19 protein-coding genes are annotated in these 19701 nt (G+C 28.5%); 9 read left to right on the top strand and 10 right to left on the bottom strand.

The genetic code is table 11. The annotated features are described in order from the left end of the window. Window positions 1–31 precede the first annotated feature (31 nt). Window positions 32–1267: an ABC transporter permease gene (locus tag ACFDSN_RS04915; RefSeq protein WP_375238734.1), complete on the bottom strand. Its 1236-nt coding sequence runs from the start codon at window positions 1265–1267 to the stop codon at window positions 32–34. A 1-nt stretch (window position 1268) separates the two neighbouring features. On the opposite strand from ACFDSN_RS04915, the gene ACFDSN_RS04910 reads away from it, so the two are divergent. The 3 genes from ACFDSN_RS04910 to ACFDSN_RS04900 all read left to right on the top strand — a co-directional run bounded on the left by ACFDSN_RS04910 (window position 1269) and on the right by ACFDSN_RS04900 (window position 3685). Next, a complete protein-coding gene (locus tag ACFDSN_RS04910) occupies window positions 1269–2513 on the top strand; it encodes an exo-beta-N-acetylmuramidase NamZ domain-containing protein (RefSeq protein WP_375238719.1) in 1245 nt (414 codons plus the stop codon). A gap of 40 nt (window positions 2514–2553) precedes the next feature. Next, the gene (locus ACFDSN_RS04905) at window positions 2554–3150 is read left to right on the top strand and encodes a tetratricopeptide repeat protein (RefSeq protein ID WP_375238718.1); all 597 of its coding nucleotides are present in this window, start codon (window positions 2554–2556) and stop codon (window positions 3148–3150) included. Window positions 3151–3229: 79 nt separating this feature from the next. Further along, window positions 3230–3685 carry a hypothetical protein gene (locus tag ACFDSN_RS04900; RefSeq protein WP_375238717.1) on the top strand — a complete coding sequence of 152 codons (456 nt, stop codon included), beginning with the start codon at window positions 3230–3232 and terminating at the stop codon, window positions 3683–3685. Window positions 3686–3734: 49 nt separating this feature from the next. Here the strand turns inward: ACFDSN_RS04900 and ACFDSN_RS04895 are convergent, their stop codons facing one another. Continuing rightward, window positions 3735–4226 (bottom strand): YkgJ family cysteine cluster protein, encoded by a 492-nt coding sequence (locus ACFDSN_RS04895; protein WP_375238716.1) that lies wholly within the window; start codon window positions 4224–4226, stop codon window positions 3735–3737. A 23-nt stretch (window positions 4227–4249) separates the two neighbouring features. On the opposite strand from ACFDSN_RS04895, the gene ACFDSN_RS04890 reads away from it, so the two are divergent. After that, on the top strand, window positions 4250–4948 hold the full coding sequence (locus ACFDSN_RS04890) for a class I SAM-dependent methyltransferase (protein ID WP_375238715.1): 699 nt from the start codon (window positions 4250–4252) through the stop codon (window positions 4946–4948). A gap of 183 nt (window positions 4949–5131) precedes the next feature. Here the strand turns inward: ACFDSN_RS04890 and ACFDSN_RS04885 are convergent, their stop codons facing one another. Both ACFDSN_RS04885 and ACFDSN_RS04880 read right to left on the bottom strand, forming a co-directional pair. After that, window positions 5132–6856, bottom strand: coding sequence for a TonB-dependent receptor (locus ACFDSN_RS04885; protein WP_375238714.1), 1725 nt, complete (start codon window positions 6854–6856; stop codon window positions 5132–5134). Between the two features lie 68 nt (window positions 6857–6924). Next, window positions 6925–9945 carry a tetratricopeptide repeat protein gene (locus ACFDSN_RS04880; RefSeq protein ID WP_375238713.1) on the bottom strand — a complete coding sequence of 1007 codons (3021 nt, stop codon included), beginning with the start codon at window positions 9943–9945 and terminating at the stop codon, window positions 6925–6927. Window positions 9946–10078: 133 nt separating this feature from the next. Between ACFDSN_RS04880 and ACFDSN_RS04875 the strand changes: the two genes are divergently transcribed. Next, window positions 10079–11410: a glycosyltransferase family 39 protein gene (locus ACFDSN_RS04875; protein ID WP_375238712.1), complete on the top strand. Its 1332-nt coding sequence runs from the start codon at window positions 10079–10081 to the stop codon at window positions 11408–11410. Between the two features lie 7 nt (window positions 11411–11417). Continuing rightward, window positions 11418–12101: a cell division ATP-binding protein FtsE gene (locus ACFDSN_RS04870; protein ID WP_375238711.1), complete on the top strand. Its 684-nt coding sequence runs from the start codon at window positions 11418–11420 to the stop codon at window positions 12099–12101. Here the strand turns inward: ACFDSN_RS04870 and ACFDSN_RS04865 are convergent. Continuing rightward, on the bottom strand, window positions 12098–12916 hold the full coding sequence (locus ACFDSN_RS04865) for a 2OG-Fe(II) oxygenase (RefSeq protein WP_375238710.1): 819 nt from the start codon (window positions 12914–12916) through the stop codon (window positions 12098–12100). The two genes, ACFDSN_RS04870 and ACFDSN_RS04865, sit on opposite strands and share 4 nt — an antisense overlap. 104 nt (window positions 12917–13020) lie before the next feature. Here ACFDSN_RS04865 and ACFDSN_RS04860 point away from each other — a divergent pair, with 104 nt between their 5' ends. Continuing rightward, complete coding sequence (locus ACFDSN_RS04860) at window positions 13021–13890, top strand: glycosyltransferase (RefSeq protein WP_375238709.1); 870 nt, start codon at window positions 13021–13023, stop codon at window positions 13888–13890. On the opposite strand, the gene ACFDSN_RS04855 is transcribed toward ACFDSN_RS04860, so the two are convergent. Further along, window positions 13880–14302, bottom strand: a complete 423-nt coding sequence (locus ACFDSN_RS04855) for an FdtA/QdtA family cupin domain-containing protein (RefSeq protein WP_375238708.1) — start codon at window positions 14300–14302, stop codon at window positions 13880–13882. The genes ACFDSN_RS04860 and ACFDSN_RS04855 overlap by 11 nt on opposite strands. Next, on the bottom strand, window positions 14295–15128 hold the full coding sequence (locus ACFDSN_RS04850; RefSeq protein WP_375238707.1) for a glycosyltransferase family 2 protein: 834 nt from the start codon (window positions 15126–15128) through the stop codon (window positions 14295–14297). The genes ACFDSN_RS04855 and ACFDSN_RS04850 overlap by 8 nt, the downstream gene beginning before the upstream one ends. A gap of 36 nt (window positions 15129–15164) precedes the next feature. Between ACFDSN_RS04850 and ACFDSN_RS04845 the strand changes: the two genes are divergently transcribed. Together ACFDSN_RS04845 and ACFDSN_RS04840 are read left to right on the top strand one after the other, a co-directional pair. Continuing rightward, a complete protein-coding gene (locus ACFDSN_RS04845) occupies window positions 15165–16304 on the top strand; it encodes a glycosyltransferase (RefSeq protein WP_375238706.1) in 1140 nt (379 codons plus the stop codon). Window positions 16305–16317: 13 nt separating this feature from the next. Then, a complete protein-coding gene (locus tag ACFDSN_RS04840; RefSeq protein ID WP_375238705.1) occupies window positions 16318–16806 on the top strand; it encodes a DapH/DapD/GlmU-related protein in 489 nt (162 codons plus the stop codon). Here ACFDSN_RS04840 and ACFDSN_RS04835 read toward each other — a convergent pair. The 3 genes from ACFDSN_RS04835 to ACFDSN_RS04825 form a co-directional block, all read right to left on the bottom strand. Next, window positions 16801–17571, bottom strand: a complete 771-nt coding sequence (locus ACFDSN_RS04835) for an acyltransferase (RefSeq protein ID WP_375238704.1) — start codon at window positions 17569–17571, stop codon at window positions 16801–16803. The two genes, ACFDSN_RS04840 and ACFDSN_RS04835, sit on opposite strands and share 6 nt — an antisense overlap. Next, window positions 17564–19018, bottom strand: a complete 1455-nt coding sequence (locus ACFDSN_RS04830; protein WP_375238703.1) for an oligosaccharide flippase family protein — start codon at window positions 19016–19018, stop codon at window positions 17564–17566. The genes ACFDSN_RS04835 and ACFDSN_RS04830 overlap by 8 nt, the downstream gene beginning before the upstream one ends. Window positions 19019–19062: 44 nt before the next feature. Continuing rightward, on the bottom strand, window positions 19063–19701 hold a 639-nt coding region (locus ACFDSN_RS04825; protein ID WP_375238702.1), incomplete at its 5' end, for a DegT/DnrJ/EryC1/StrS family aminotransferase.

Below are 19701 nucleotides of genomic sequence, written 5' to 3'. Positions count from 1 at the left end.
CAACTTAATTCTTATACTTAAAAGAAACGTTCTAATCAAACTTAATAGCCTTAACTGGAGATATTTTTGAGATAATTACAGATGGAATTAAAAGCATCAATAAACAAACTACAAAGGTTCCTATATTTACGGCTACAATATAACCTAAGTTTAAATATACAGGAACAGTTTCTACATAGTAACTAGAAGCATCTAACGGAATTAAATCAAAACATTTTTGTGCTAGTAAAAGTGAGATCCCAATAAGGTTTCCCCAAAACAAACCAACTAAAATTAAGTAGGTAGCATTGTAAAGAAATATTTTTCTAATACTTGTATTGTTTGCGCCTAAGGCTTTTAAAACCCCAATCATTTGTGTACGTTCTAAAATTAGAACTAGCAAAGCTGTTATCATATTTATACCAGCAATAATTATCATTATACCAATAATTCCGTATGTATTACTGTCAAAAATACTAATCCATTCAAATATTTTAGGATTGGCTTGTGTTACACTTGTAGCATTTAATCTAGATGACGTTTCTGCTCTAATAGCACGCCAAGTATCCTCTAAACTATCATAATCGTCTATAAAAACTTCAAAACTACCAATTTGGTCTTTTTCCCATTTATTTAAACGTTGTATATGTCTAATATCTCCAATAACATAAAGCTGATCGTATTCTTTAAAACCTGAATCGTAAATTCCTGTTATATTATAAGTAATTATACTTGGTGGCTTATTTAAATCTTCTTTTAAAAAATAAGTATTAAACTTATCGCCTACTTTAAAATTTAGGCGTTGCGCTAAATAATTAGAAATTAAAACGTCTTCGTTTCGCTTTTTAGTATAATCTGGTAATTGGCCTTCTATTAAAAACTCTTCAAAATATTTCCAATCGTAATCTGCTCCAACGCCTTTTATTACAGCGTATTCAAAATCGTTTTCTAATCTAATAATTCCAGATTTTGTTGCAACAGCTTGAATATGCGTTACACTTGAAACGGCTTTAAATTCGGGATAAAAATCTTGTTGGTTAGAAATTGGAGATTCGCTATCATTAGACTGATTACTATCGTATTTTTTAATAACCACATGCCCGTTAAAGGCAACTACTTTATCACGAATTTTCTGTTGCAAACCAAAACCTGTAGCTATAGCAATTAGCATTACAATAATACCAATAGCAATTGCTGCTATTCCAATTTTTATTATTGGTGCTGATATACTACTTTTATACGACTTTTTGTCTATAATGCGTTTAGCTATAAAATACTCCAGATTCACTATGATATTACTTAATTCTTTTCCCAAAAATACTCTTTTATTATTGGTTTTGTTTCAATTTTCTTGTGGAAAAAAGATTAAACCCCAAGTTTCGGAAACCCAAAAAACCATTAAAACAGAGCAAAAGCAAGATACATTACCTAAATCTGTTATTCTTGGTGCACATAGAATTTACGATTACTTACCATTACTTAACGGAAAACGTGTTGGAATTGTTGCCAACCAAACCTCTGTTATTTACAAAGAAGAAAATTACGCGCATTTAGTAGATTCTTTAATAAGTCTAAATGTAGACGTAAAAAAAGTTTTTGCTCCAGAACACGGATTTAGAGGAAAGGTAGATGCTGGCGAACTAATTAAAAATGGCGTAGATACTAAAACTGGCTTACACATTACTTCGCTTTACGGAAAAAACAAAAAACCATCTAATGAACAACTAAGCGGTTTAGATGTTGTTATTTTTGATATTCAAGATGTTGGAGCACGTTTTTATACCTATATTTCGTCTTTACATTATGTTATGGAAGCTTGCGCAGAAAACAACATTAAAGTAATTGTTTTAGATAGACCAAATCCTAACGGACATATTGTAGATGGACCAACTTTAGAATTAGAACACCAAAGTTTTATTGGAATGCATCCTATTCCTGTACTTCATGGAATGACTATTGGCGAATACGCAAAAATGATTAATGGCGAAAACTGGTTAACAAATAACGCTAAATGCGATTTAACGGTTATTAAAATGGCTTATTATAATCGTGATTTCCCTTACAGCTTGCCAATAAAACCATCGCCAAATTTACCAAACGATAAAGCTATAAATCTTTATGCTAGTTTATGCTTTTTAGAAGGTACTAATATAAGTCTTGGTAGAGGAACGGAAATGCAGTTTCAAATTTATGGCTCACCTTTTTTACCTAAAACAGATTTTACTTTTACACCAAAACCAAATGTAGGTTCTAAATATCCAAAACACGAAAACAACGTTTGTTATGGTTTTAATTTGAGTAAAGAAAGCCGTTTAAAAAGCATTAATCTAAGCTATTTACTTAATGCGTATAAATTAACAGAAGACAAAAACAACTTCTTTTTAAAAAATGGATTTTTTACAACACTTGCAGGAACAACACAATTACAACAACAGATTGAATCTGGTTTAAGCGCATCTGAGATTAAAGCAACTTGGCAAAATAGTTTGGATGATTTTAAAGTGATTAGAGATAAATATTTAATTTATAAATAGACTTAATTCTAAATTAGCAATAACATAACTCTTTAACCAAATGAAAATTTTTAGTGCAATTTTATTCTCAATTTTATTTTTAAGCTGTAAGAATGACCAAAAACAAGTCTTAAATAGGTTTAACCCTTCTGAAAACATAAAGCAAATAATAAAAAACAAAGAAGCTAAAGAATTATTCGATTATGGATGGGATTATTCTCTTAATGGAGAATACGAACTAGCAAAAACATCATTTCATAAATCTTTAGAAATTGAAAATAGTCCACTAACTCTTAATGAATTAGGCTTAATTGAGTTTACGACTAAAAACTACACAAAAGCTATCGAATGTTTCAGTAAAGCTAAATCTTTAGACAACACATACTGGCCAATTTACATAAATGAAGCTCGAACTTACTGGAAAACATCTGATTTTGAAAACGCAGAAAACACTCTTATAAAACTTAAACAAATATGTGATTCTGAATATTGGATTGCTTACGCTGATTTTTATTTATCAGTAACCTACGCTAATAGCCATCAAAAATGCGAAAAAGTATATAAATATTTAGAAAAATCAAAAACAATAATTAATGACCCTAAATTAAAAGTTGATTATAATAAATTTAAAGAATTTATAAATAAGAATTGTAGATGAGCAAAACAAAAACAATCGCGAAAAATTATTAAAAATAATATAGGATTAGATTAATACTCATTTCTTTAAAAAGAAAATTATGACATATTATAAAAAGACAGAATTTGGAGTTTTATTAAATATTGCATTAGGTTTAATCTCTATAATAACAATAGGGTTTTTCTTATTCCAAATTGGCTCAAATCCAATTCCATTAATTCCAGTTTTAGGATTAACAGGCCTATTTTTACTTATTATTTTAAGCTTCTATAAGCTAACTATAACAATTGACGATAAAAAAATTGAAGCTAAATTTGGCATAGGTTTAATTAAACGCTCATTATTACTAAGCGAGATAGATTACAGTACTATAGAAGAAATAAAAGTACCAGCAACTTATGGTATTGGAATACGTATTACACCTCACGGTACTTTATATAATGTAAAAATTGGAAATGCTATAAAAATTAAATCTCACAACAAAACTTTTTTTGTTGGAACAGACGAGTATACTAGAATAGAAAATACACTTCTAGAATTACAACCTAAAGAATAAAGCCAATTATTTGTAATTACATAAAATCAAAAAAAGTCGTTAATAAAAGCTAGGCTAATCGTTTTTTCAATTCTTCAACTATATTAAAAGCAGCTGGACAAATAGGCATATTTTTTAAAGTAATTTCAGAAATTTGCTGAAACTTCTTTCTATCTGTATGCGGAAACTCGGCACAAGCCTTTGGTCTTACATCATAAATAGAACAATAATTATCTGTTCCTAAAAACGTACAAGGCACAGATTTTAAAACGTAATCATTTTCTTCGTCCACACGTAAATACTGATCTACAAATTGTTGTTCTTTCATTCTAAAATGTTTAGAAATTCGCTTTACATCTTTATCTGTAAATAATGGACCTGTAGTTTTACAACAATTAGCACAATCTAAACAATCCGTTTTTTTAAACTCATTATCATGCAGCTCTTGCATTAGATAATCTAATTGCTTTGGCGCTTTCTTTTTAAGCTTTTTAAAAAAGGTTTTATTTTCGGTATGCTTATCTTTGGCAAGCTTTGGTAAACCGTTTAAAAATTGTTCCATAGTGCTAAAATAATTTATTTTTTATGAAAGACCTTTTCGGGAATGCTTTATTCGATTATTACAACGGGAATTACACCGAAGATTTAAAAACAGCAACACACATTTCTGACGAAGATGACTTACCTCTTCCCTATTTATTTAGAACGTACAAAGAAATGCCTATTCTGGAAAAAAAAGCTTTAGAATTAGCTAAAGGAAATATTTTAGATGTTGGTTGTGGTTCTGGCTCTCATAGTTTGTATTTACAAGAACAAAACAAAATCGTTAAGGCTATAGATATTTCTAAAGGCGCTATAGAAGTTGCTAAAAAAAGAGGTGTTATAAATGCTGAAAAAAAAGCACTTTTAGATGAAACTGAAACATTTGACACCATTTTATTATTAATGAATGGCACAGGAATATTTCAAACCTTAAATAATACAACTCACTATTTAAAACATTTAAAAACACTCTTAAATGAAAATGGTCAAATCCTTATAGATTCTAGCGACATAAAATATATGTACGAAGATGAAGATGGCGGACTTTGGATAGACACCAATGCTACTTATTATGGCGAACTAGATTACTTTTTAAGTTATAAAGGCGAAAAAGAAGCTCCTATGAAGTGGCTTTACTTAGATTTTAATACACTTTTAACTGCTTGTACTTCTGTTGGTTTAAAATGTCAATTAATTCAAAAAGGCGAACATTTTGATTATTTGGCTAAGTTAAGTCTTTAAGACAAAAACAATTAATACAGTTTTTGTTTTATTTAAATTTAAAAGAAGAATTATTAGCTTTTACATCTTAAAAAAACCCCAACGTTTGGGATTCGTTGAGGTTTTGTATTAACAGATTTATGGCAGAACCTTTTAATACATTTATAAGATACTAAAAATGTTAAAAGGTTGCGTATTTTATCCTTAAAAGTCAAATTTATACGTTGCACCACCTAAAATCTCTATTCCTTGGACTGGTGTATTCTGCCATTTCTCATATTGTTGTCCAGCTAAATTCTGTGCTTTTAGGTATGTAGAGAAACGATCATTTATTTTATAATTAACTCGAATATTAGCATCTAAATATGCTCCTAAAACATAAGTTTGCTCTGCAATTATTGGTAATACATTTTCTTGTTGAAAACGATCTTTTCGTTGACCAACATAAAACAAACTTGTTCCTGCAGAAATCTTTTCTGTAAATTTATAATCTAAAAATAGTGCAGCTTCTATATCTGGTAAATTCCAGGCTTCGGCTTCAACTTTTGTGTCGTATCCATAATATACTCCTTTAACTCCAAGCGAGAAATCTTGACTAACATCTACCTGTAATTGTCCGTTAATAGCTACTGTTGTCATATTATCGTAAACTACATTAAATGAATTGCCAAATGTGTACGGATTAGTTATGGCAGTAATATTGTTATTTACAAATAAAGCTTGCGCTTTTGCTGTGGTATAACTTCCACCAACCTCGTAACTCATTGTACTAGATAACTGTCCTCTAAACCCACCAAACGCCTTAAACTGCTTATCCGTTGGTGCTATAAATAAATCTGGAGATACAAATGGATTTATTTCAGAAAAACCAAAATAACTGTTTTGATCTAAATTACCTTGTAATCCTGCAAAAGCAGAAACTACTTTATCAACTAACCTATAAGATGCGGTTACATTTGGATAAATATAAAACTTAGTTTTGCCTAATTCTTTATTGTTAGCTATAACCGTTTTAAACCCAATATTTACAACCAAATCATCTTGAGTAAACACGTAAGTTGGCGCAATACCAAATTGTGTATTCCCATAACCTATAGCTTCTGTTGTATAAAAATTCTGATTAAATGTTCCACCTAAATAGTCTACAAAAACTTGGGCCACAATAGAATGCTCTAAAACATCTACATCTGCTTTTACATTAGCTTTAAATCTATTTTCCCCTGAACCATAACTATCTCCAAAACGTCTAAACAAAACATCTGTAGATTTTATAAGACTTTCGGTAAAATCTAAATTTCCAGACACGTAAACGTTAGAATAAGACTGACTTACATTTAATGTGTCTGCAGTATTCTGCATAAACAGCTCTGGTTGCAAACCATACCAATTATTGGTTTTATATTGAAAACCACCATTTAAAATATAACTTAAGTCTTTACCTCTATTTGCATAATTAATGTCAATCTTAGAGTCTGAATAATTTGTATCCGTTAATGCATTACTAACACCATTTTGAGATGACAAATGAGACAAATGAACTCCAACATTTTGGTCGCGACCTAATTTATGATTCACATACAAATCTGCTAAAAGCGACAAGTTAGATCCCAAACCTAAATGCGCGTAATTACTATAAAACGATTCTTTTTTAGCTTTATCAATAGTTGCTGCTGTTCCTTTTGCTGGTGTAAATGTAGATGCTACAGGAAACGAAAATATTTTATAATCTACCGGTTTCTTTTTTGTAGTCTGATCATCATCTAATAAAGGAATTTGTTTTACTTTAAATGCATCAGAAATTGTTGGTGTGTATGGCTTAACTACATTTATGACATCTGTAGATAAAGTATCTTGTTCTCGTTCTTGAGCAAATGCTATACTTACGGTTAATAATAAAAATAAGACTATATGTTTTTTTAGTTTTAGCATAATTTTAAATAATTTGAAATCTAAGATTTCAGTCTTTTTTAATTGAATTATTTTGGATAACATTAAGCTTAATCTTCTGGAATCACAGATGAATTTGTTTTAGCTTCTTCTTCTTTAATTTCTTTTAAAATAATTTGAGCTTCTTCCACAACTTCTGGGAATGCCGAAAAGTTTTTAATAACACTTTCAAGAATATAAGTTGCTTGAAATGCATCTCCTAAAGCATTAAAATTCTTTGCCATTACAATTAAACCTTTAGCGCCATAAAATTTATAAGACGAATATTCTGCAGCCAACTTTTGTGTTGCCACATTAGAGGCTTCATAATTTTTAGCTTTGTTTTTAAAATACGCATCGTAATATAGAGCTTCGGCAGCAGTTTCTCCAGCCGCGGTTTTTTGAACTTCAGCATAGGCTGATTGTGCCTTTTCTTTGTCTCCTGTTTTTATAGCCGAACGCGCTATAATTATTTTTGCATCGTTTTTAATAGTGTCGCCTATAGATGGATTTACTAATACTTTATTAGCATAAACTTCTGCGTTTACGTAATCTTCTAACTCATAAAAAGCTTTCATAATATTAGATTGCGCAAACAAAATATTTTGAGCGAAGTTAGCTTCAGCTTCTAATCGTTTTAAAATAGGAATAGCTTTTTTCCAATTTTTAGCTTCTAAATTAATTTGAGATAGACGCAATAAAGATTCTTCTGTGAACTCACTTCTTGATGCGTTTATTACAGCTTCAAAATGTGGCGCTGCGTTTTCTGTTAAATTATCTTTGTAATATAATTGTGCTAAATAAAAATGAGCTTCTAAAGCGTGTAACCCTTTTGAGAATTGGCTTAAATACACATTAAATTGCTTTAATGCTTCTTTCTTATTATTATCCAAAAATTGCTTTTCTGCAGATTGATATGTTGCGTTATCTATATCAACATCAGTTACTTTTACATAATCTAAAGTTTTAACCCAAGCAGCATATTCATTAACCTTACCTAAATCTATATAAATTAACCGTGCTGTAGAGACAGCTTGATTAGCTTCGGCTGTATTTGGAAAATCTTTAGCAATCAACTTAAATTTAGTTAATGCTATTTGATTTTCACTTTTATTATAATAGGTTAATCCTTGACGCAATAGTGCTTTAGATACTAACGGGCTTTGCTTCTGGTTGTTAACCAAAGTATCGTAAACTTGCATTGCTTTTGGAGTTTTGTTTTCATTTATATACGCATTTCCTAAAGTATACAAGGCATCGTCTAGTAGATTAGAGGTTTTATATGTTGAAATAAAAGCTTCTAATTCAGAAATTTTCGTTTTATTTTCTCCTAAATAACCATAAGACATCGCTTTTTGGAATGTTGCATAATCTTTTTCCAACACACCAACTTTAATAGCATACTCATATGAAGAAATTGCATTAGAATATTGACTAGTTACAAAATAACCATCGGCTAAACGTAAATAAGCATCATTTAACCTTGATAAATCTTCTGGTATAGAATTTACGTATAAATTAAAATGCTCTGCAGATTTAGTGTAGTTTTTCAACTTAAAATACGTGTAAGCTAAATTGTAATTTAGATTTGAATATTCTGGTGTTTGATTGGCTTCTTTAAAACCTTTAAACTGTTTAAAACCAATTAGCGCCTCTTCAAAATCGGTTAAATTATAATCTGTTTCTGCAATCCAAAATGTAGCTCTAGCAGAGTACAAAGCTTCAATATTCTCTTTTAAAGACTTCTGAAACAAGTCTTTTGCTTCAGTATATTTATTCTCGTTATACAATTCTAATCCTCTGTACAAAGCGACTTTCTGAAATGCTTTTTTATTCTCAAAACTATTTTTTCCTTTTAAAATTTTTAAAGCTTCAGGATAATTTTTAGAAGTGATATAAGAATCAATTAATAAATCCTCTATAATTTCTTTATGATTTGTTTTTGGGTACGAACCTAAAAATGTTGTTAGAACTTGCGGAACCGATTGATATGGGTTTCCAATTTCGTAACTTAGTTTTGCATAATTTAATGCCGCATCTTCCTGAATTTTTAAATCGTAATCCATTTCTGAAGCTATTTTAAATGCATTCAAGGCTTCTTGCTTTTTACTAACACTTACATAACTTTCTCCTAAATGATAATAAGCATTTTGAGCAACACTATTATCCGCTGTAATAATTTTATTGAATTCCGAAATGGCATTATCAAACTGTTTTTCTTTGTAATATGTATAACCTAATTGATAATAATCCGTATTCGACCATTTTCCGTTTTTCCCTTTATATTCTTTTAAATAAGGTAAAGCTTCGTTGTAGTTTTCTAAATTGAAATAACTTTCTCCTATAATTTTATTTAGCTCTGAAACTTCATCATCGCTACTTTTATCTATTTGTTGATTTGCTAATTCTATAGCTTTCTCAAACTTTCCCAATTTAAAATTTAAATCTGCTTGATAATAACTTAGCTTCTTAGCATATTTATCATTATCACCTACTTGATTAAAATAGGTATTCGCTTTATCATAGTCATCACCATCATAAGCCATAAATCCGATATAATATTTTGCCTGACTTCCGTATTCCTGAGAGTTCTCTACTTTGGCCAAATACTTTTGAGCATTTTTATAATTCTTAGTTGTAAAAGACGTATAACCTTTGGCAAAATTAAAAGCATCGTGTTGACTATTCGTTAAACCTGTTTCGTCTACTTTGTCAAACCATTTTTCAGCGTAAGCATATTTACCATTTTCGAAATAATAAGTTGCTACATTTAAATAAGCTGCATTACGCTTTGTGCTTGTTGGATAATCTTCTACAAAAGCCTCCATTAAAACATCTGCATTTTGCTGATTTAAACGAACTGCACAATTGGCAATATAGAAAGCACAATTACTTCTTATAGTTCCGTCTTCCGTAGTCTCTATAACTTGAGAAAACAACGTTTGAGCAGACTGAAATTGGTTATCTCTATAGAGTGCTTCTGCTTTTTTAAAAGCCGAAGTTTGATGTGTGTAAATCTCTGTTTTCTGAGCAAAAATTAGTTGCCCAGTTATAAAAAGTGCTAAAAAAAAGATCCCGTTTTTTAATTGCATAAGATGTATTAATTTAATAGAATCCAAATATATTTAATTCCTGTTTTTTTAACGTTAGAAAAGTGTTATAATTGTTAGTACTTATTAAGTTTTAGACTAAAAACGTAATTAATATCTTTAAATTAATTAGATAATGCTAAAAATTATAAATCGACTATCCGAAAAGCAACTACTTATCTATTTATTGATTATTGGTTTTATAACACGTTTATTATTTTTATCCACTTACTTTGGTGTTACAATTTCTGGAGATTCTACAGACTACATTAGATTAGCACAAACAATTACTGACTTAGACATAACTCAGTATAAAGGCAGAAGAACACCTGGCTATTCTATTTTGATTGCAGTTTTACAAAACAAACTTATTTATGTAGTAGTTTTACAGCTATTATTAGGCTTACTTAACCTTTATTTATTATATAAGTTTGTAAAACTATTATCAAATAAAATTGTGGCATTTTCGACTACAATATTCTATAACCTATTTACACATATTCTTTTTTATGAAACTGCAATATTAACAGAAAGTTTAACCACAACCTTAATTGTTGTTTCAGTTTGGTTTATGGTAAAGTTTAAACTTTTTGATGTTAAAACCTCTTTTAAAAAATACGTTTTTTTTGCAATTTTATTAAGCTTTATATATTTAACAAAACCAATGTTTATATATATTCCTTTAGGATTTCTATTATTTTATATTTTAAAGAATTGGAAAAACAAAAAACAGCTCACTAAACCATTAACAACTTTTATTATTTGTTTTTTTGTTTACATAGGATGGAACCAGTTTAACAAATCGCAAATTGGTTACTTTACAAACACACAGTATTTTGGAATTAATTTAGCTCAAACTGCAACTCCATTTTTTGAAAAAACACCAGACAAGGATTCTAAAATTAGAAACTTAATTGTAAAACATAGAGATTCTGTTTTAAAAATTAAATCCAACCTAGATGCAGATGCCATGGTAGTTTGGTTTGCGTACAAGGATTTAAAAAGAGAAACTAACCTTAGTGATCTAGAACTTTCTAATAAATTAGGAAGCATATCTAAGAAACTTATAAAAAAACACCCCAAAGAATATATTAAACAAGTTGGAAAATCTTGGTTGTTATTTTGGGGAAAACCACATTTATACTTGAATAAAACTAACTTTACACAAAAAAGTTTTAGTTACATCCATAGATTACTTTGGTTTAATTTCTTAGGTTATATTGTTGTATTATTTAATATTCTGTTTCTATTTTCATTTACCAGAACACTTTTTACTTTTATTAAAAATAAAAGTATTTTATTTAGTTATACTTTTTTTATAAGTAGTATTGTTATCGTTGGATCTATAGCTCAAGCCTTAGTAGCTTATGGAAATAATTCACGTTTTTGCGTTCCTTTTTTACCTTTAATTATTTATGTAGTTATCTCAAATATCTTTAAGTTTACAACATCTAAAACTAAAACATAATTTTTCCATGTCTAATACGATCTTAAAACTACAGGAAGCTTCAATTTTTCAAGGAGACAATCTTATTCTTTCTAATGTAAATATTGAAGTAAATAGAGGTGATTTTGTTTATCTTATTGGAAAAACTGGCTCTGGGAAAAGTAGTTTTATGAAAACACTTTACGCAGATTTACCACTAAAAAAAGGTAGTGGACAAATTGTAGATTTTGATTTAGATACTTTAAAAGAAAAACAAATACCATTTTTAAGAAGAAAGCTAGGTGTTGTTTTTCAAGATTTTAAACTATTGTCTGACAGAACAATTCATGCTAACTTAATGTTTGTTCTCAAAGCTACAGGTTGGAAAGACAAAAACAAAATTAACGAACGTATAACTGAGGTTTTAGACAAAGTTGGAATGGCAAGTAAGAGTTTTAAATTTCCACATGAACTTTCTGGAGGAGAACAACAACGTATTGCTATTGCAAGAGCTTTATTAAATCACCCAGAACTAATTATAGCAGATGAGCCTACTGGGAATTTAGATCCACAAACCAGTATTGAAGTTATGGAGGTTTTACAACAATTAAATAAAAATGGAAATACTATTTTAATGGCTACTCATGATTATGCAATCCTTTTAAAGTATCCAAGCAAAACTTTAAAGTGCGATGATAATAGGATTTTTGAAGTCGTGCAAAAAAAGAGTTAATTATCTTTTTTATAAATGTGTGGATTCTTTTTAACTCCTTTTTTAAAAAATTTTCTAACCAGCATTCTTAATTTAGCATCAAAAGTTAAAACAATATCTTTTACAGGTTCTTCTGGTCTACCTTTATATGTAGTTACGTGAAAAATATCATCTTTTAACAAAGGCACTTCACTAAAATAATAATTAGAAATACAACATCTGTTTTTATCTAATAACACAGGACTAACAGAATGCCATGATTTTTGATGCGTAGCCATAACTACTAATCTATTAAATTTACTTTCTATAACAATTGGCTCTTTTTTTGTTCCATTTGGCCATAACTCTAGATGTCCACCATTATTAGTTTCCCAATTTGGCGTTACATAATAGAGTAAATTTAAAGCTCGCCACAACTGTCGTTCTGCATCATGAGAATTATCTAAATGTGGATTAAGAAATTGCTTTTCTTTCATTAAAGATAATCCTCCAGCATATAAAGAAGTATCTGGCTGAAGTGATTTAAGCCCACAAATCTCATTTACTGCGTTAACGACTTTTGGATCTTGAAATGCATAAAGCACAGTTTCTAAAATAGAATGATGTTTATTCATTTGAGCAGAAACATACTTGTTTTCTCTTATAGATTTCAACAAACGCATATTAGATTTATCGGGAAATAATTCAGCACACTTTAATGCTATTTCGTTTGGTAAAACATTATCCAAATAAAAATAACCAATAGTAGGTTTTGACAGAAAATACTGTTTAGATAATACCTCTTTATTCAACTTTAATTGCTGATAAATATATTCTGATATTTCTTTTATTGTCAAGTTTAGATAATTTTAATGCAAGTTAATAAGATATCTATTAATCTGAACGATTAAGTACTTAGTTTATTATAAAAAAAATGTATTTTTAGATTTTATTTTTATAAATGATTTCAATCTTAATTCCTTCTTACAGTTATGATGTTTCTAATCTATTAGAGGAATTACATCTACAATTACTTCAACAAAACTACACCTTTGAAATTATTGTTTTGGACGACGCTAGTCCGAAACCTATTAAAATTAAAACATTAAAAAATACAATACTTTTAAAGGCTGAAACGAATTTTGGTAGATTAAAAGCTAGACGTTTTTTAGCAGAAAAAGCCAACTACAAATGGTTGCTTTTTTTAGACGCTGATGTTTTACCTAAAAATAGTAATTTTATACAATTTTACTTTGATGCTATAAAGACTAAATACGATACTTTTTTTGGAGGATTTAGCTACTATAACACATTACCAAAAAAGAATTTTAGATTACGATATTATTACGGAAAATCTAAAGAACAGGCTGATGCCTTAATAAGAAATAGAAATCCCTACAAAGTTATTATTTCTGGTAATTTTTTAATAAAGAAAGACATATTTCTTTCTTTAAATTTTAATCTCAAAGATGGCTATGGATTAGATAACTACTTTGGTGCATTACTTAAAGAGAATAAGATTAGCGTAAAACATTTAAACAATGAAGTGTATCATTTAGGCTTAGAAAAAAGTGCAGATTATCTAGTAAAAAAAGAAGCTGCAGCTAAAACCCTATTAGTATTATACAAAAGAAACCCTAACATAAAACACGACAATGATTTACTAGAGTGGTTTAGCAGACTAACTAAATTGAAGTTAACTCTTCTTGGAAAATGGTTTTATAAACTATTTGAAAACATTATGCGAACACAACTAACAGGTAGTAAACCATCAATTTTACTTCTACAACTTTATAGATTAAGCTATTTATGTTTTATTGCTAGAAACTAGAACGTAATGCTAAATATGTTTTATAATCTCTAACATAGTCGGCTTCATCAAACTCTTCAGACGCTAAAACTAAGCAAACAGCTCCAGATGTGAAATTTTCTAACTCTCGCCAAATCCCTGGTGCAATTAGTAGACCTTCATTAGGTTTGTTTAGCGTAATTTTCTCTTTAGAATCGCCATCTTTTAAAATCACATCAAAACTACCACTTAACGGAACTAAATACTCAAAAATTTGCTTATGTGCATGTCCACCTCGATAAGCACCACTTGGCACATCATATAAATAATAAACACGTTTAATTTTAAACGGAACAATATTTTTTTCTATTACAGATAAATTTCCTCGCCCTTCAGGATCTATTATTTTGGGTACACTTATAAGCTTTGCCGCTTTTATGGTATTATTAATCATTGATTTGAGATTTCAATTCTTTGTAGGCTTTAATTCCTTTAAAACCTTGCTTTAATTTAGGTATAAATTCCGATAAAGAAATCTTACCTTTTATAAAAACTAAATAAATATAATGTGTTATTTTTAAATAACCTATTCCGCCATATTTTTTATAACAATAAGCACCTCTTGCAAAAATCAACTTATTATTTGCATCGTCTTTACCGGAACTAAAAATAGGATGTTTTAAAATTACTTTTGGTACAAATCTAATATCTAAACCTTTATTTAAAGCATCTTGTAGAAATAAGTTTTCTTCACCAATTTCAAAATTAGCTCCTAATCCAAAGTTTACATCAAAAAATAAAAATTTAATCTTTTCTAACTTAGCAGATATAACCACAGAATTTATTTGTCCAATGGTTGATGAGGTATGTTTATGCTCTATTTCTTTTTTATAGTCTCTAAAAAGATTACCATCAAAATCAATAAATTTAAAAGATATTATTGCAGCATTTACATAGTTTTTATGAGCCTTTAAAATAATACTCTTAAAATTATTTTCATAAACAACATCATCATCTGCGAATAAAACCACCTTACCTTTAGCGTGTTTTATAGCTAAATTCCGACTATTAGAAATACCCTTTTCATAAGAATTAATCACTCTTATGTTAGACTTATTAGAGATTAATTGATATTCTTTATTAGTTTGATTTATAACTAAAATAGAAAAATCTTGAACAGAATTATTAATAAACATTTGTTCCAAAAAATCTAATGATGTTCGATTCATTGTGGCTATTAAAACCTCGAATTCGATATCTTTTTTGTTATCAAGCGTCATTACATCTATCTTTGAAAACAAATGTACAATTTATAAATGAAGATTTTATTAGTCGGAGAATATAGCCGTTTACACAATTCTTTAAAAGAAGGTTTGATTAAACTTGGCCATAAAGTAACTTTAATAAGTTCTGGCGATGGATTAAAGCAATATCCAAGTGATTTCTTATTGACTTCTAGAGTTAAGTCTTCATACATTTTAAACAAACTAAATTCTTATTTTATTAGATTCTTTAAAGTTGATTTTATAAAAAAAGAATATGCATACCAGTTAAAAAAAATCTTACCCAATTTAAAAGGTTTTGATGTGGTCCAATTTATTAATGAAGACGCATTATACCTTGATCCCAAAACAAGCTTAACTCTTTACAAACAACTAATTCAACAAAACAAAAAAGCTTATTTATTATCTTGTGGTGAGGACTATACAACAATTTCTTATTTCTTAAACCCTAAAAATGGATATTCTGTTTTAACCCCTTTTTTAAACGAAGAAACCACAAAAGAAAGATCAAGTTTTTCTTTAAAATATATATCTCCTTCTTACAAAGCTTTACACCTTTTTTTTAAAGAACATACAAATGGTGTTATTTGCTCAGATATAGATTACCATAGAGCATATATTGATTGTAAAAATTATCTTGGACTTATTCCTAATCCAATAAACACAGATTTATTTAAAAATGAAACACTTCCTGATTTAGATAAAATTTATATTTTCCATGGTATAAACTCTTCCTCTAAAATAAAAAAAGGCAATATTTATTTCTCTGAAGCTTTAGTGAAAATAAAACAAACGTATCTAGATAAAGTTGTAATTATTGAAGCTCAAGATTTACCTTATAAAACTTACATAGAAAGTTATAACAAAGCACATATTGTATTGGATCAAACTTACAGTTACGACCAAGGCTACAATGCTTTAGAAGCTATGGCTAAAGGAAAAATAGTTTTTACAGGCGCAGAAAAAGAATGGCGTGAATTCTATAAATTAAAAGAAGACCAGGTTTGTATTAATGCGTTACCTAACACAAATTATTTAGTGAAAAAAATAAATGAATTAATAACAAATCCCAACAAAATTAAATCTATTTCTAAAGAAGCTAAAGATTTTATACAAAAAGAGCATAATTATATAAGTATTGCAAAAAAATATTTAGATATTTGGACTAATTAATATTGATTTCAGAATGAGTAATAGTGTTATTTCAAAGAATGCAAAGATTGGAAAGAACGTAACTATTGGGAATTTTTGCGTGATTGAAGATAATGTAATAATTGGAGATAATACTAAAATTATGCACTATGTAGAACTCCGAGAAAACACTAAAATTGGTTCTAACTGCGTTATTGACTCTAGAGTTTCTTCTTCAGGAAACTGCATAATTGAAGACAATGTAATTATTAGATACGATAGTATAATTGCTAGAGGCACAAGAATTGGTAAAAACACATATGTCTGTCCAAAAGTTATGTTTAATAACTTAGACCAAGGCATAAATCAAATAGGTGGAGCAACTGTTGGTGAGAATGTTTTTATTGGCACTAATTGCGTACTACAACATGGTATAACTGTTGGTAATAATAGTGTTCTTGGAGCGCTTTCTTTTATTAATAAAAATGTACCAGACAATGAGTTATGGTTTGGGAATCCTGCTAAACGACAGAGAGAATTATAATAAATCGTTATAATTTTGCCATAAAATCTTACTCTTCAATAAGCTTGATTTCTCTATATCCCAATCTCTTGCAAAATTATCTTTAAGTAACTTTGCTGGAATTCCGCCTAATAAGATATATTCTCCATAATTAGTATAGTCTTTATTACAGACAGAGTTAGAAGCGACAACACAATTATTAGGTGTAATTGTTCCTGCCATAATTGAGACTCTATTAGAAAACGAATTATTATTACCTATATATATTGGTTTAGATATTGGTAAATCTTTTTTCGTTTTTAAATCTTTATAAGGATGAAAATTCGAATCAATTAACTGAGACTCAAAACCTATTCCAGCCCAACTACCTATAACAATACGATTGGTACATATTAACTTAACATCTGATGCTAAACAGCCCATAAAACCAAATTCACAATAAGCATTTTTTGAAATATGGATAAAAACATCTTTTCCAATATGTGCATGACCATTAAAAACTAGTGTGCCTGATAATCTCAACTCAGCATTACCTTTATGCTTTTTTATCATTTCAAATCTCTGACCAAACCCAATCATTCCTTTTTTGATTGGCGCCTTTATTATTATTTTACCTGAAATGTCTTTAAACGAAACAGGGCCATAAAAAAAAACTGGTAATTGAATTGCTGTTTTAAATGGAAACTTTTTAAAATTAAAAAACAACGTTTTAAACCAATTAACAGATATAAAAAGCTTAATTTTTTTTAAAATTAATTTTATGTTATTTTTTAAATATTTAGTCATTATTTCTTTTAAATATTGAAAAGACAAAAGCTCTTATATTAATTTTTTGATTCAATTTATAATAGGAAATATAAAAACCCAACAATGTTAGAATCAAAAAAAGACAAACTTGTAATATTCCTGGTGCAAGGTAAGTTACTAAAAAGGTTAAAACACACAATGTTATTGCTAATAAAAATAAATGATAAAACGATTTGTATAAAGAAATTTTATATCTTAAAAATACAATAGTAGAAACTACAACTAAATGAATCATATAATATATTAAAAAGCTAATACCTAAACCTTCTAAACCGCCCAAATAATATCCTAAAACATTAAGACCTAGAAGTAAAACATTAAACATTATTGCTGTTTTTACAAAAACTTTAGAATCTCCTTTTGCAATAATAATATATCCAATAGAAAAAGAAACGGCCTTTAATATCATTCCTAAAATACCCCATTTTAAAAGTGGAATGATTGATAAAAACTCTACACTATACAATATTCTAACAATGAATGGAGTCAGCGACAAAAAAGCAATAACAATAGGTAACAATATTAGCAAAGACATATAACTTTGCTGATACATTGCATACTGCATCTTCTTATTATTGTTATTTATAGCTGCTAGTTTAGGATAATAATCTGTGCTCATTGCATTAAAAATCAACCCAACATATGTGTTTAATATTACATATCCAGCCATATATAAACCAATTTGATTAACACCACCAGTACTACTAATATAAATTTGCAACAAGTACATTCCAAGTAAGCCTAACATTGTACTAATGGACATAGAAAACCCTAATTGAGTCATTGATTTTCCTTGAACAAAAGCCTCTTTAAATGTAACTCTAATTGTTTGAGTAGGTGTTTTTTTTGAAAAATAAATTGCTACTATATAACTTAAAAATGAAGTCAAAATTATTGTTGGTACTATAGCTTCAATTTTAAAAAAATAATATAATGGAATACTTATTATTAATCCAATAAAATTAGAAATAAGATTGGCTTTTGCAATGTATTTAAGTTTTCTAAATCCCTGTAAAATAGCGAAATTTGCACTAGTTAACTGTCTAAATATTAGTGCTAAAGAAATCCATATTATGGCTAAAGTATAATCCTTATTTTTAAAAGCTAATTCGCTAAGTAACGATGAAGTAATAATCATTAAAAACGCTCCAAACAAAGCCGTAAACCAAACCATTTTCTTTAAAACACTTATTGTTTCTGAAACATTTAATGAATTAGCAGTCTCATTTGCATAAGCTATATCTTTTACAGAACTTTTATCTAACCCAAAACTTGTAATTCCATTAACAAGATTTAATGTGGTTTGTAATAAGCTAATAATTCCTAAACCTTTTGGGCCTATAATTAGAACAATTACTTTAGAACGTATTACTGAAAATAAAATATTAAATACCTGAACGCCACCATATATAGTAGTTGCTTTCATTATATGTTGGTATGACTTTTTTATATCATTCATAAAAAAAGTAACTAATCAATGTATTTATTTATAACAGAAATAACTGTATCAACTTCTTCATCAGTCATTATAGGACTAATAGGTAAACTAACGCAATTCTTATGTATATGCTCTGTAATTGGTAATTCTAAATGATTAAAGGTTTTTAAAGCATTTTGCTTATGAGGTGGAATTGGATAATGAATTAATGTTTGAATATTATTTTTACCTAAATAATTAACAAAATGATTTCTGTCGGTTACTAAAACAACAAACACATGCCAAATATGACTTTTTATTTCATTTTGTAAAACTGGTAATTTAATTGCTTTATTCTTGATGCTATTTAAATATACTGAAGCTATTTCTTGACGTCTAAAGTTGTCTTGATCTAAATATTTCAATTTAATTGAAAGAAAAGCTGCTTGAATTTCGTCTAATCTATTATTATAACCAATAATGTCGTTTACGTATTTCGCTGAAGCACCATAATTTCTTAGTTTAGAAACTACATTAAAAAGCTCTTTATTATTAGTCGTAATAGCTCCTGCATCTCCTAAAGCTCCCAAATTTTTACTAGGATAAAAACTAAATGCTGCAGCATCAGATAAATTACCAGCCTTTTTATTTTGGTTAGAAACTGCACCATGCGCTTGTGCTGCATCTTCTAT

It is taken from the genome of Aurantibacter sp., assembly GCF_042094015.1.
Classification (GTDB): Bacteria; Bacteroidota; Bacteroidia; order Flavobacteriales; family Flavobacteriaceae; genus Aurantibacter.
This window is presented reverse-complemented; position numbering and strand designations above follow the sequence as displayed.